The organism is Marinigracilibium pacificum (assembly GCF_012926615.1).
GTDB lineage: Bacteria > Bacteroidota > Bacteroidia > Cytophagales > Cyclobacteriaceae > Mangrovivirga > Mangrovivirga pacifica.
The window spans coordinates 57,205-72,145 of the sequence record NZ_JABBNU010000009.1; the positions used below are offsets into that span (position 1 = coordinate 57,205).

The following is a 14,941-nucleotide window of genomic DNA, read 5'->3' on the forward strand; positions in this document are numbered from 1 at the left end:
AGGCAGTGCTTTTTAGAATTTTATTTGCTAAATATTATTAATTCAGCTTTGCTTTTAGACCTTCATCAAGTACTGCAAGGAATTCCTCAGTAGTAAGATAATGATCTTGAGTCATTTTATCACCATGAATTAACAAAGCAAGGTCCTTTGTCATTTTGCCATTCTCTACTGCTTCGATACAAACAGCTTCTAAGCTATGAGCAAAATCAACCAGCTTCTGGTTATCATCAAGTTTACCTCTGAAAGCTAAACCTCTTGTCCACGCAAATATTGAAGCAATTGGATTAGTTGATGTAGGCTTACCTTGCTGATGCTGACGGTAGTGACGAGTTACAGTACCGTGAGCTGCTTCAGCTTCCATTGTTTTTCCATCAGGAGTAATCAATGTTGAAGTCATCAAACCTAAAGATCCGAAACCTTGAGCTACTGTATCAGACTGTACATCACCATCATAGTTTTTACAAGCCCAAACGAATCCACCTTCCCACTTAAGAGCCGCAGCAACCATATCATCGATTAATCTGTGCTCGTAAGTAATTCCAGCTTCATCAAATTTAGCCTTCCACTCATTCTGATATACCTCTTCGAAAATATCTTTAAATCTACCATCATACTTCTTAAGGATAGTGTTTTTAGTAGACATATAAAGAGGCCATTTCTTTTCGTAAGCCATGTTAAAACAAGCACGAGCAAATCCGTAAATAGATTCGTCAGTGTTGTACATAATCATTGCAATACCATCACCATTAAAATCATAAGCTTCAAAAGTTTGAGGCTCACCATTTTCAGGAGTGAAAGTCATTGTCAATTTACCTTTACCTTTTGTCAAAGTATCTGTTGCTCTATACTGATCTCCAAATGCATGACGACCGATACAAATAGGCTTTGTCCATCCTGGAACCAATCGAGGAACATTGTTAATCAAAATTGGCTCACGGAAAACAGTACCTCCAAGAATATTTCTGATCGTACCATTAGGAGAACGGTACATTTCTTTCAGACCAAACTCTTCAACACGCGCCTCATCAGGAGTGATGGTAGCACATTTAATACCAACATTATATTTTTTGATTGCATTAGCTGCATCAACTGTGATCTGGTCATTTGTCGCATCACGACTCTCCATTCCAAGATCATAGTACTTAATATCAATATCCAGGTACGGAAGGATCAGTTTGTCTTTAATAAACTGCCATATTACCCGAGTCATTTCATCACCGTCCAGTTCTACAACCGGATTTGCTACTTTAATTTTGTCCATAGTAAATCTACGTGTTAGTATTCCGAGTTAGTTTCTAAATTTTACAATTTGGGCACGAAGTTACGAAATTATGTTTAAATGAAGTATAGCTTCATTCTGTTGTTATATATAATGAGTCACCATAAAATTCGTTATAACAAAAATAACATATTATATGACTCTCATTTTAACACTGATTTTATCCTTATCTACATCTTTTTTCTCTACAGAAAAACCTGTACAGACTACTGAAAGTATATGTATTACCAGTGAAGAGGCCCTCTTACTGGAAATTTTGAATGATTACAGAATCTCAAAAAAATTGCATTCAGTAAAATTATCTTCCAAACTCACATTAGTCGCAAAAACTCATGCCCGTGACTTAATGGAAAATTATTCCTTTGATGAAACCTGCAACCCTCATAGCTGGTCAGATAAAGGAAACTGGACATCATGCTGCTATACATCTGATCACAAACAATCAAACTGCATGTGGAATAAGCCAAAGGAAATTGCTGAGTATTACGCTCATGGCTATGAAATAATATTCTATCATTCAGGAAAAGCAACTGCAGAGGATGCCTTAAAGGGATGGAAAAACAGTACTGCTCATAATGAAGTGGTAACAAACACTAGCATTTGGAAACAGATAAAATGGGAATCGATTGGGGTGGCAATCGACGGAAACTGGGCGGTAGTATGGTTTGGACCTGCCCCTGATCAATCACCCCAACCGAAAATATGTCAATAGCTTTCTTTATCAGTAGGAAAACCGCCTGACTTCACATCATCGATGTAATTATTAAAAGCTTTGGACATTATATCATTCAAATCTGCATATTGTCTAAGGAATCTAGGTTTAAATTCCTGAGTTATACCCAACATGTCATGGACCACTAATACCTGGCCATCAACATCTGGACCTGCACCAATTCCTATAACTGGAATAGACACTCTTTGAGCAACTTCCTTAGCAAGTTTCGAAGGGATTTTTTCTAATACAAGTGCAAAGCAACCAATACGCTCTAACAACTCAGCATCTTCAATTAATTTTTGAGCCTCTTCATCTTCTTTGGCTCTAACAGTATAGGTTCCAAATTTATAAATTGATTGTGGGGTTAGTCCTAAATGCCCCATTACCGGAACACCTGCTGACAGCACACGCTCGATAGACTCTTGAATTTCGCTTCCCCCTTCCATTTTCACAGCGTGAGCACCAGATTCTTTCATAATTCTTACCGAAGAACGCAATGCCTCACTCGAACTACCCTGATAAGACCCAAATGGAATATCGACAACAACTAATGCTCTGTCAACCGCTCTGATCACACTTCCAGCATGATAAATCATCTGATCAAGGGTGATAGGAAGTGTAGTTTCATGACCTGCCATAACATTAGATGCCGAATCACCAACTAAAATAATATCAATACCAGATTGATCAATGATTTTAGCCATAGAGTAATCGTATGCCGTAAGCATAGCAATTTTCTCTCCGGTGTTTTTCATTTCTTGTAGTATGTGCGTTGTGATTTTTTTTATATCTGAAGATCTGTGTACTGACATGATTAAATGTGGTTTTGATTAACAAAAGTGCGAAAGACTGACCTACTTTTCAAATACTATCCGAATAATGATTTGGAATGACAACTTTAAAAGTAGTTCCTTTGCCTTCTTCACTTTCTACTTCTATAGTCCCATTGAGTTTATCTATTGTAGTATCGACAAGATAAAGCCCTAACCCGGAACCACTGCTTTTTTCTGTTGCCCGGCTAAACATATCAAAAATCCCATCAATTTTGTTTTCAGGAATACCTTCTCCGTTATCCTCGATGGTAATTACAGCTTCCTTCTCAGTTACAACGGCAGTTATCCTTATATAGCTGTCTGGAATATCTCTGCGATATTTCAGGGCATTGGAAATTATGTTATTTAATACAATCCTGACTCGGGGTGGGTCAGAATAAAATGGTTCTATTTCACGAATATGACTAAAAACCTGCAGGTTTTTCATATTTTCTATCGCTCCATAAACAGCAATAGCCTGGTTAACCTCCACCTGTAAGTGAATTCTTTCTTTCTTAATATCCAGCCTGCTGTTTCTACTGATATGAAGCAGGTCGCCTACAAGATCATCAAGTCGTTTTACGCTATTCTCGATCTCATCAACGCATTTTGCCTGGATTTCCGGATCCTCATCTTTTCGCAATAGATTAACCAGGCCTAACACAGATTTTAAAGGAGATCGAAGATCGTGACTAGCATGATAAACAAACCTGTCAAGTTCATAATTAACTTGCTCAAGCTCTATCATACTCTTTTTCAACTCTGTAATATCACTAATTACCGCATCAAGCCTATCCTTATCTTTATTTAGTGTTGCAGAAACCAGGCCGTATAACTTACCTCCCCACACAGTTCTGATTTCAAGCTCAAAATCTTCAACTCTGCCATCACGATAAAGTTTTTCAAGAAACCTTTTTCTATCCTCCGGACTATGATAAAAGTTCTGGATATAAACTTCATCCGAGTCCTTGTCAGCTCCTGTTAATTGATAAAACCGTCTATTTGCTTCAAGGATTTTTCCTGTTGATGCCTCTGTAATTACCGTTACAACCTGAGAATTCTGATAAAGAATATAATACTTTTCCTTTGCTTCTTCGAGTTCCTTTTTGGCTTTTATTTCTTCAGAAACATCCTTATGCGTTCCTACAATATATTCCAGATTCCCTTCTTCATCATATAAAAAATTCGCCCTTGATCTTATATAACAATAGTTTCCTGCCTTATGCTTCAATCTGAAAATCTGATAAAATTCTGAGGGTTCAACATTTTCGAGTTTTTCCATAAATGATCTGATGGCGATCCCCTTATCTTCCTCATGAACCCAATCCATCCAAAGATTCATATTAAGGTCCACCTCATTTACTTCATAGCCCATCATCTTGATCCATTGATCATTCACATAGACCTTTTCATCTTTTACATCAAAGAGCCATAGTCCTTCATAGGTACCTGAAATAATCTTTCTCATAAGAAACAACTCCTTATTTTGAGAGGCGATTTCAGGATCTCCTTCAATAAGAACCATCCTGGCTCTGGATATTTTATCCTCAATTCCTGGATTAACCCGATTCTTCATACACTATTTCAGATATACTGCCGGTTCTTCCCCCAGAACCACTTTGATATGATCATTTAGTGTGGTAGATAACTCATACCCAAGGTAGTTTGCTAAAACCGGAAACGATTTATGACTTCTGTTCACAAGAACGGCAGTTTCTATTTTCTTAACTGAAGTCCCAAGAAATATCTTCATACTATTCGCCATCGTTCTACCGGTATTCAACACATCATCAACTAAAATCACCACACTATCACTAATATTTGAAACAGGAGTTTCATCTGAAAGCTTTACTTCATCAGGATTGGATTTATCAATAAGAACTTCAACAACTTCAACTTCAATCTTGCTTATTTTCTTAACCTCTTTTGCCAAAGCATGAGCCAGATCAACACCGGCACCTTCTATTCCGGCCATAATCAGATTACTCTCTTCAAAATTTCTTTCATAAATTTCATAAGCCATTCTGATTATTTTCTGATGAACAGCCTTAGCATCTAAAATTTTGTTTTCTACTGAAGTCATTTTTGTCTATTTATGAACCTAAAAGTAATATTTAGTTTCCAATAATTTAAAACTGACTGATATATTGTCAGGTTATATCGTAAATTTAAGCTTTGGCACAAGGCTTGCCATATAGACGATCACCTTAAATTAAAATAAAATTGAATATTACATGCCATCTTGGCACATTTATATAGATTATGAGCAAAGAAAATAAGCTTTCATCGTTGGTATTAACAGAATTGGCAGAGGATAATTCAGGTGATATGCTACAACTCATCAATCCTGAACAGGAAGGTGATGATGACAAATTAATGGATAATCTTCCTGAAGAACTACCTGTCCTTCCTATAAAAAACACCGTATTGTTTCCCGGGGTAGTAATTCCCATTACTGTAGGCAGAAAAAAATCTGTCAAACTGGTAAAGCAGGTTTATGAAAAAGAGAGAATTATAGGTGTAGTTGCTCAAAAACAAAGTAACAATGAAGATCCCGGTAAGGATGATATTTATCAGGTGGGAACTATTGCCAGAATAATTAAAATGATTGTTTTACCTGATGGAAATATTACTATCATTATTCAGGGTAAAAAGAGGTTCAAAATAGATGAATTTGTTACTGAAGACCCTTATTTAAAGGTTAAACATTCTGTCCTTGAAGAAAGCTTTCCTGCTGACTCAAATGAAAATCTTCAGGCTCTGGTTCAGTCACTTAAAGATTCTGCAAATAAAATTTTAAAGCTTAATCCTGATATCCCTCAAGAAGCTCAGGTTGCGCTTGACAATATTGAAAGCACAAAGTTTTTGACTCATTTCCTTTGCTCAAATATCAATGCTGAGGTAGACGAAAAGCAAAAACTTCTTGAAATAAATGATGGATTTAAGCGTGCATCATTGCTTTTGGAATACATGATGCGTGACATCAAAATGCTTGAAATAAAGCAAGAGATCCAAAATAAAGTTCATGTTGATATCGATCAACAACAGCGTGATTATTACCTGCGTCAGCAAATAAGAATTCTTCAGGATGAATTGGGTCAGGAAGGGCCGGAAGCAGAAATTGAAGAATTGAGATTAAAAGGCGAGGATAAAAACTGGCCAGACAATGTTCATGAACATTTTAATAAAGAGCTTGACAAAATCCTGAGACTTAACCCTCAGGCTGCTGAATATCCTGTATTGATTAACTATTGTGAGCTATTACTTGAATTACCATGGAATGAGCTCACTGAAGATAATTTTGACCTCAAACGCGCCAAGGAAGTTCTTGACAAAGATCATTATGGCCTAACTAAAGTCAAGGAAAGAATTATAGAATATCTTGCTGTTTTAAAGCTGAAAAAGGATATGAAAGCACCGATTTTATGCCTTTATGGCCCTCCGGGTGTAGGTAAAACTTCACTGGGAAGATCTGTTGCCAGAGCTTTGAACAGAAAGTATGTAAGGATGTCACTTGGTGGTGTTCATGATGAGGCTGAGATTAGAGGTCATAGAAAAACCTATGTTGGTGCAATGCCCGGAAAAATTATCCAAAACATTAAAAGGGCAGAGTCATCAAACCCGGTATTCATACTTGACGAGATAGATAAACTGGATTCTGGTCACAGAGGAGATCCTTCTTCAGCTCTATTGGAAGTCCTTGACCCGGAACAAAACAGTACCTTTAGCGATAACTTTCTTGAAATTGATTACGACCTTTCAAAGGTTTTATTTATCGCTACAGCAAACAGCCTTGAGTCTATTCCTGCTCCATTAAGAGACAGAATGGAGATAATCGAAATTACTGGATACACTCATGAAGAAAAGGTAGAAATTGCTAAAAAGCACCTTATTCCGAAGCAAAGAAAAGAGCATGGTTTAAAAGCTAAGGACGTAACATTTGCCAAAGCTGCTATCGACAAACTGATTAATGGATACACGCGTGAATCAGGTGTCAGAAACCTTGAAAGAAAAGTGGGTTCGGTTATCAGGAATATTGCAAAATCTATTGCTCTTGAAGAAGAATATGATTCAAAAATTACTCCGAAACGAATTATTGAGATATTAGGTCCTGAAATTTTTGATCAGGAACTTTATGAAAACAATAAATACGCTGGTGTGGTAACAGGATTAGCCTGGACGCCTGTCGGAGGTGATATTCTTTTTATTGAATCCAGTCTGTCAAAAGGCAAAGGAAAGCTAACTCTTTCAGGACAGCTGGGAGATGTTATGAAAGAATCTGCGGTTACAGCTCTTTCATACTTAAAATCAAATGCTGATGATTTAAATATCGACCAGCGTCTATTTAATGAATATGATCTTCATGTTCACGTACCGGCCGGAGCAGTTCCTAAAGATGGTCCATCAGCAGGTATCACAATGCTTACTTCTCTTGCTTCAATCTATACCCAGAGAAAAGTCAAAGATAAGCTGGCGATGACTGGCGAAATTACCCTTAGGGGAAAGGTACTTCCAGTTGGAGGAATCAAAGAAAAGATTCTTGCCGCAGGTAGAGCTGGAATTAAGGAGATCATAATGTGTTCTAAAAACAGAAAAGACCTGAAAGATATCGAACCGGATTATATTAAGAATCTAAAATTCCATTTTATTGATACTGTCGATGAAGTATTAAATATAGCATTATTAAAATCAAAGGTTGATGACCCGATGATTTTCACTTATGAGAACAATTCAATGGAAAAAACCAGAATATGACGATCAAAAGTGCGTTGCTATTTTTTTCACTTTCGACATTAACTGTATTGGGTTTTGGTCAGGATATAGACCAGACCCAAATGTTATTGTTTCCTACCTCCGCTAAAGACACAGGACTTGGAAGCAGAACGCTAACTTCATCTGATGATGCCAGTGTTTGGTTTAGAAACCCATCAATGGTTCCTGACTCTGCACTATCACGTTTTACCCACATAACCTATGGAGATTATTTATCTGATATCAAATACGGAACTGTAGCATATGGACAGAAATTAAAAAATGGATTGAGAATTTGGGGAGGGTTTCAATTTCTTGATTACGGTAAGCTGGAACGCACTAGCAATACGGGTATTACTGATGGAGAGTTTTCTTCAAATGGTTGGAGACTAGCTTCCGGAGTATCCCATAAAATAGGATTGTTTTCATTAGGCCTGAACATTAATTATGAGTCAGTAAATTTTGATGGGTTCTCTGAAGGCATCGTTTATTTTGATCTTTCCGGAACTTACTTCCATCCAACGAAAGATTTTACTGCAGCCCTAACAATACAGCAATTTGGTAAATTTGGTAGTGAATCATTTGATAATGATGTTCCATTAAGACTATCAGCCGGAATGACTTTCAAACCAGAATTCGCACCTTTCAGGTTTACACTTCAAACTTTTGATCTAAATATTAAAAGACCAGAATTTATTGATGAAGAAAATGAAACTTCGGGAATAGATAAAGTGTTTTATCATGTAAGTGCAGGTGTTGAAATCCTGCTTCATAAAAATTTCAATGTCATGGCCGGTTATAATTTTAATCGAAGACAACAACTAAAAACCGAACAAGGTAATGGTAGTTCCGGCATGTCATTGGGATTTAATTTAAATTTAAAGGGGTTCATGTTTTCTTATTCCCATGGATTTTATCATCAGGGAGGAGGAGTAAACTACCTTACTTTACAAAAAGACATATCATCCATATTTAATAAATAATATTAAGAGATGGCACAAAAAGAAATTTCATTAACACCAAAGCAAATTGTTGCTGAACTAGATAAATATATCATTGGCCAGTCTAATGCCAAAAAGAATGTTGCAATAGCTCTTCGAAACAGATGGAGAAGAATGAATACTAAATCTGAATTAAAAGAAGAGATTATGCCTAACAACATCCTGATGATTGGCTCTACTGGTGTTGGAAAGACAGAAATTGCAAGGAGGCTGGCAAAACTTGCTGACGCGCCATTTGTAAAAGTTGAGGCAAGCAAATTTACTGAAGTGGGGTATGTTGGTCGTGATGTAGAAAGTATGGTTCGTGACCTGGTGGAACAGGCCATCCACATGGTAAAGATTAGTAAAAAAGAAGAGGTAAGGGAAAAAGCTGAAGGAATTGTTGAAGATATTATCCTGGATGCATTGATACCGCCTATTAAGAAGACTCCTGCAAGACCAGGTTTTCAATCATCCCCGGGAACTTATATCGAAAATGACACTGAGCCTAAAACTGATGAAGAACTAAATGAAAAAACCAGGGAAAGGTTTAGAGAAAAAATCAAGTCCGGAGAACTCGATGATCGAAAAATAGAAATTGATGTAAAAGCGCCAAGTAATCCTGGTATTGGAATGATCGGTGGTGGCATGATAGACGAATCATCCCTGATAAATCTTCAAGACATGCTTTCCGGAATGATGCCTAAAAAATCAAAGAAAAGGAAAGTCACCATTGCCGATGCAAAAAAATTACTCCTTGACGAAGAAGCCTCAAAGCTCATTGACTTCGAAGAGGTAAAAGATGAAGCAATCAGAAAAACTGAAAACACAGGAATCATATTCATTGATGAAATCGACAAAATAGCTGCTTCATCTAATAAACAAGGTGCCGATGTAAGCCGTGAAGGAGTACAACGTGACCTTCTTCCAATTGTTGAAGGAAGTTCGGTAACAACTAAACATGGCGTTGTAAATACTGACCATATACTATTTATATCTGCTGGTGCGTTTCATGTTAGTAAACCTTCAGATCTGATTCCTGAATTACAAGGTCGTTTCCCGATCAGGGTTGAGCTTGATAATTTATCAGAAGATGATTTTCTTAAGATATTGCTTGAACCAAAAAATGCTCTTACAAAGCAGTACGAAGCATTATTTGAGGCTGAAGAAGTTAGTCTGGAGTTCACAGAAGATTCCTTAAAACATATTGCCAGAATTGCTTTTGAGGTAAACGCCGAGGTAGAAAACATTGGAGCCCGAAGACTTCATACAGTGATGAGCAAACTTCTGAATGACTTTTTATATGAAGTACCTGATGTTATTGGTCCAAATGCAAAACTTGTGATCACTGCAGAGATGGTAAATGAAAAGCTTGACGGATTAGTTAAAAATAAGGATCTTAGCCGATACATTTTATAGTTGATTTGCTTATATGCGACAATTATTAGTCGTTTTTATTTTTTTGTCATTCATCGGGTACGCGCAGGAGGAAGAAGACACTATAAAATCAAGCCGTTCACAATATGTAGAACGGTTTGATGAATACCTGTATGTTAAAGGTTTATTAGGTAACCGCTCTCTCAATATATCACTCGAAACAGATGATCAACAAACCATCCAGTACAGACCCAATGGTAATGGACTGATAGGTTTTGGGGGCTATGCCTTTGATCTTGCTTTTGAATTGACATTCAGGCTACCCCAAAAAGATGATGGAAAAAAGGCTCAGACCTATGGAAATACAGACTATAGAGATCTGCAATTAAATATTTATTCCAATCACTTTGGAATAGATTTTTATCATCAGAAATATAAGGGATTTTACATTTCAAATGCCGACCAGATAAATGCCAACTGGAAAAACGGTGATCCACACCCACGACGATCAGACTTGTCCGTAAGAAACATCAATGTTTCCGGTTTCTGGCTCCAGAATGGCAATAAATTTTCATATAAATCAAGTTTTAACCAGACAGAAAGGCAGAAAGAGTCGGCTGGTTCATTCCTGGTTGGGGCGTCTATTGGTAGTATAATTGTTGAAGCTGACTCTGCAATCAACACAATTCCAAATAATGACTTTTCTCCTACTGTAAAATATTCAGGAGGAAAATTTACTACCCTAACCTTTTTCCCTGGTTACACTCACAACTTTGTATGGAAAGAACTATACCTTAATATGACCCTGGGAGCTGGCGCAGGCCTTCAATGGCAGAAATACCCCTTTGATGGAAAAGAGGTTAGAAATACACAAATCAGAGGTGCAATAAGAGGACGTGCAGCATTTGGTTATAATGGAGATAAAATCTTCACGGGAACATCCGTAGTTTTTCAAAATGCTAATGCAAATACACGAAATGTTAACCTAAATGTCAGCTCATGGAATTTCAAACTCTTCATGGGGTACCGAATCCCTGAATTTGGAATTTTCAAAAAGAAGATCCTTCCATTTTAAAGCTGCCTGATAACCTTCCCTTTATTTTTTGGAAAATCAAAAAAGTCAAGTCTGGCAACTTCAGGCCCTACTTTCGACCAGTCCTTTACAGAGAAATTTACAGATAGAATTCCTGCGGTAGGGATGTTACCAACAGAGAGCCCCATTTGATAGGCAATGCTATTCAACCCCGGATTATGGCTTACAACCATAACCTTATCACCAGATGCGTATTGCCTAATAATATGCCAGATTGTTGAAGCTGAAGCATGATATAAATCCCTTTCCCAAATAATTTCTTCCTTTGGATAGCCCATACTTTCACACGCATGAATAGCTGTTGCTGCCGCCCTTGCCGCCGGACTAGCTATTACTGTGTCAGGAATCATATTTATCATCCTTAATCGCTTCCCCATTTCAGGGGCATTAAGGCGACCTCTTTTGTTTAATGGCCTGTCAAAATCATCCAGAAATGGATCTGACCATGATGATTTTGCATGTCTTAATAATATGAGAGTTTTCATATAGTATCATTTGTTAACCTTAATTTATTATTTTAGCTGCTATAACCGTAAACCTAACCTAAAAAATCATATGAAAAACTTATTGGGGGTTCTTGCAATTTTTATCATTGCTGGAACCACGTGCTTTGCTCAATCTGATTCAAAAGAAAAGAAGTGGGATGTTAACAATCCGGATTCTCCCAACAAAAAAATCTCAATTTCAACTGATGAAGCTACATGGACAAACATTGATGTCAGCCCTGATGGCTCTAAAATCGTATTTGATGTACTTGGAGACATCTTTATCATGCCATCTTCTGGCGGTAAAGCAAAAGCTTTAAGAACAGGACATGCCTGGGAAGTACAGCCAAGGTTTAGTCCTGATGGCAAGATGATAAGTTTCACTTCAGATGCTGATGGTGGAGATAATATCTGGGTAATGAATTCTGACGGTTCTAATGCCAGACAGGTGACCAAAGAAAAATTCAGGCTGTTGAATAACGCTTCATGGACTCCGGATGGCGATTATCTTGTAGCAAGAAAACACTTCACCTCAACCCGTTCACTTGGAGCTGGAGAAATATGGATGTATCACCACACCGGAGGGTCAGGTATTCAATTAACGAAAAGAAAGAATGATCAGCAGGATGTTAATGAACCAACAGTTAGCCCCGATGGAAAATATCTCTACTTCTCGGAAGATGTATACCCTGGAGGTTACTTCCAGTATAATAAAGATCCAAATAGCCAAATCTATGTAATCAAAAGAAAAGACCTTGACAAAGGCGATATCGAAACGTATATCTCAGGAGGTGGGGGCGCCATTAGACCTCAAATTTCTCCTGATGGAAAAAAAATGGCTTTTATAAGAAGAGTAAGGACTAAAACTGTACTTTTTATCCATGATTTCGAATCAGGAATAAATACACCGGTTTATGACCAGTTAAGTAAAGATCAACAAGAAGCGTGGGCTATTTTTGGTCCATTTACCGGCTATGACTGGATGCCTGATAATAAGAATATTGTTATCTATGCTGAAGGTAAAATCAAGAAAATTAATACTGAAACCGGAGATGCTAATGACATTCCTTTTGAAGTAACAGCTGAACATACAATCGTTGATGCATTAAAATTCAAGCATAATCCTGCCCCTGAAGAATTTGATGTAAAAGTGATTAGAAATGCGACGACATCACCGGATGGCAAACAAATAGCATTTAGTGCCCTGGGGTATATCTGGATTCAATCAACACCTAATGGTAAACCAAAAAAACTAACCGGTGATGATTACTATGCATTTGAACCTTCATTCAGTCCTGACGGAAACACTATTGTGTTTGTAACCTGGAATGATGAAGAAAGAGGTTCTATTAGAACGATTTCAACCAAAGGCACCAATGAGACCCGACTAACAATTAAAAAGGGCATTTACAGAACCCCTAAATTCAGTCACTCAGGAGACTTAATCGTTTTCAATAAAGAAGATGGCAACCCGGCAATGGGTTTTGCTTATACAGTTGAACCAGGGATTTATACAATGAAAATTGGTGATGAGTCTTCAATGAAGAGAATAACCAAAAATGGCGATTTCCCTGAATTTAGCAATGATGATAAGCGTATTTACTATCAAACAGGAGGATACTTATTTGGAGCACTTGACAAAAACTATTACAGTGTAAATCTAAATGGTGAAGACAAAAGAAATCATTTCCATAGTAAATATGCAAATTCATTCCATTTAAGTCCTGACAATAAATGGATTGCATTTTCAGCTTTACACGAGGTCTATATAGCTCCGTTTACAAATACAGGTGAAACGATTGAGATTGAAAAAGACATGAATTCACTACCACTGAAGAAAGTGAGTGGCGATGCCGGTATTAATATTCATTGGAGCAATGATAGTGACAAGATCCACTGGACATTAGGAGACCAATATTATACTATTCCCCTTTCAAAGGTATTTACATTTGTTGAGGGAGCAGCGGATAGCATTCCGGCAATAATTCCAGATAGCCTTGATATTGAACTTACTGCGGAATTTGATACTCCAGAAGGAATAATTGCCTTCACAGGAGCAAAAGTTATCACGATGAATGGTGATGAAGTGATAGACAATGCTGTAGTCGTAGTTGAAGGAAATAAAATTCTAAGTGTAGGAAAAGCAGGAGAGGTAAAAATCCCTTCCAAAGCCAAAGAAATTGATGTCAAAGGAAAGATAATTATGCCTGGAATTGTGGATACTCATGCTCACCTAAATGCATTCAGATATGGTTTAAGTCCTCAAAAGGAATGGCCGTATTATGCAAACCTGGCATTTGGTATAACCACTACTCATGATCCAAGTTCAAATACTGAAATGTCATTGAGCCAATCAGAATTGGTAAAAGCTGGTAGAATGGTCGGCCCGAGAATTTTTAGCACAGGAACAATACTTTATGGTGCAGATGGAGATTTCAAAGCAGTAATTAATTCGCTTGAAGATGCTCGTCAGGCAGTTAGAAGAACGGCAGCATTTGGAGCAATCTCTGTAAAAAGTTACAATCAACCAAGAAGAGACCAGAGGCAACAGGTTATCAAAGCTTCAAAAGAAAACCAAATCATGGTTTACCCGGAGGGTGGATCAACATTTTACCACAACATGTCTATGATTCTTGATGGCCATACAAGTATCGAGCACAACATCCCTGTTGCTCCACTTTATAATGATGTTATCACACTTTGGGCAGCATCTGGCACAGCAAACACTCCTACATTAATAGTTAATTATGGCGGGTTAAACGGAGAGTACTTCTGGTACCAGAAAACAAATGTTTGGGAAAATAATAAGCTTTTAAAATATACTCCTAGAGGAATAATTGATGCCCGTTCAAGACACAGAACAATGGCTCCGGAAGAAGAATATGATAATGGGCACATTCTTATTGCTGAGCAGTTGAAAAAACTTCATGACAAAGATGTGAAGATCTGCGTAGGTGGACATGGCCAATTGCAAGGACTAGGAGTTCATTGGGAAATCTGGATGTTAACACAGGGCGGTTTTTCAAACCTGGATGCGCTTAAAGCTGCCACAATTGATGGTGCTGGCTATATCGGAATGTCAGAACACCTTGGGTCTATCGAGGCAGGAAAGCTGGCAGACATGATCATTTTAGACAAAGACCCACTCGAAGACATTCAAAATACTCAATATGTAAACATGACTATGGTTAACGGTCGACTTTATGACACAGAAACCATGAATGAAATCGGAAATGAACCTAAAGAACGAAGCAAGTTTTACTGGGAGGTAGATGGAGCTAATAGCAATTTTGATTGGCAATCAGAATCAAACGCCCATATGCTACCAAGATGTCATTGTCAATCGCATTAATAAACCAATTAGCAAAAAATTCAAAAAGCCCGGATATTGATTACCCGGGCTTTTTAGATTAATAAATATTTTATGTATAATTTACTATTTGCTTGA

The 14,941-nt window shown here is 37.4% G+C and carries 11 protein-coding genes; 6 read left to right on the plus strand and 5 right to left on the minus strand.

Annotation, left to right across the window (positions count from 1 at the left end; all coding sequences use genetic code 11):
* Nucleotides 1-37: 37 nt before the first annotated feature.
* Nucleotides 38-1,261 (minus strand): isocitrate dehydrogenase (NADP(+)), encoded by a 1,224-nt coding sequence (locus HH304_RS14560; protein ID WP_169682923.1) that lies wholly within the window; start codon nt 1,259-1,261, stop codon nt 38-40.
* 154 nt (nt 1,262-1,415) lie between these two features.
* Here HH304_RS14560 and HH304_RS14565 point away from each other — a divergent pair, with 154 nt between their 5' ends.
* Nucleotides 1,416-1,991 carry a CAP domain-containing protein gene (locus HH304_RS14565; RefSeq protein ID WP_169682925.1) on the plus strand — a complete coding sequence of 192 codons (576 nt, stop codon included), beginning with the start codon at nt 1,416-1,418 and terminating at the stop codon, nt 1,989-1,991.
* Here HH304_RS14565 and panB read toward each other — a convergent pair.
* Genes panB through HH304_RS14580 form a run of 3 tightly spaced genes read right to left on the minus strand, consistent with a single transcriptional unit; the run spans nt 1,985 to nt 4,889 of the window.
* The gene (panB, locus tag HH304_RS14570) at nt 1,985-2,806 is read right to left on the minus strand and encodes a 3-methyl-2-oxobutanoate hydroxymethyltransferase (protein ID WP_169682927.1); all 822 of its coding nucleotides are present in this window, start codon (nt 2,804-2,806) and stop codon (nt 1,985-1,987) included. The two genes, HH304_RS14565 and panB, sit on opposite strands and share 7 nt — an antisense overlap.
* A gap of 49 nt (nt 2,807-2,855) precedes the next feature.
* Complete coding sequence (locus HH304_RS14575) at nt 2,856-4,382, minus strand: PAS domain-containing sensor histidine kinase (protein WP_169682929.1); 1,527 nt, start codon at nt 4,380-4,382, stop codon at nt 2,856-2,858.
* A gap of 3 nt (nt 4,383-4,385) precedes the next feature.
* Nucleotides 4,386-4,889 carry a phosphoribosyltransferase family protein gene (locus HH304_RS14580; RefSeq protein ID WP_169682930.1) on the minus strand — a complete coding sequence of 168 codons (504 nt, stop codon included), beginning with the start codon at nt 4,887-4,889 and terminating at the stop codon, nt 4,386-4,388.
* Between the two features lie 179 nt (nt 4,890-5,068).
* Here HH304_RS14580 and lon point away from each other — a divergent pair, with 179 nt between their 5' ends.
* From lon to HH304_RS14600, 4 genes are read left to right on the plus strand one after another with little or no spacing between them, the layout of a single operon-like run.
* Nucleotides 5,069-7,561: an endopeptidase La gene (lon, locus tag HH304_RS14585; RefSeq protein ID WP_169682932.1), complete on the plus strand. Its 2,493-nt coding sequence runs from the start codon at nt 5,069-5,071 to the stop codon at nt 7,559-7,561.
* Nucleotides 7,558-8,541 carry a PorV/PorQ family protein gene (locus HH304_RS14590; protein ID WP_169682934.1) on the plus strand — a complete coding sequence of 328 codons (984 nt, stop codon included), beginning with the start codon at nt 7,558-7,560 and terminating at the stop codon, nt 8,539-8,541. Before lon ends, HH304_RS14590 begins: the two co-directional genes overlap by 4 nt.
* Before the next feature lie 9 nt (nt 8,542-8,550).
* Nucleotides 8,551-9,957: an ATP-dependent protease ATPase subunit HslU gene (gene hslU / locus HH304_RS14595; RefSeq protein WP_169682936.1), complete on the plus strand. Its 1,407-nt coding sequence runs from the start codon at nt 8,551-8,553 to the stop codon at nt 9,955-9,957.
* A 13-nt stretch (nt 9,958-9,970) separates the two neighbouring features.
* Entirely contained in the window at nt 9,971-10,990 is a 1,020-nt protein-coding gene (locus HH304_RS14600; RefSeq protein WP_169682938.1) for a DUF4421 family protein, read from the plus strand.
* Here the strand turns inward: HH304_RS14600 and HH304_RS14605 are convergent.
* Complete coding sequence (locus HH304_RS14605; protein WP_169682940.1) at nt 10,987-11,493, minus strand: SixA phosphatase family protein; 507 nt, start codon at nt 11,491-11,493, stop codon at nt 10,987-10,989. The two genes, HH304_RS14600 and HH304_RS14605, sit on opposite strands and share 4 nt — an antisense overlap.
* Before the next feature lie 70 nt (nt 11,494-11,563).
* Between HH304_RS14605 and HH304_RS14610 the strand changes: the two genes are divergently transcribed.
* A complete protein-coding gene (locus HH304_RS14610; protein ID WP_169682942.1) occupies nt 11,564-14,845 on the plus strand; it encodes an amidohydrolase family protein in 3,282 nt (1,093 codons plus the stop codon).
* The last annotated feature ends 96 nt before the right edge of the window (nt 14,846-14,941 follow it).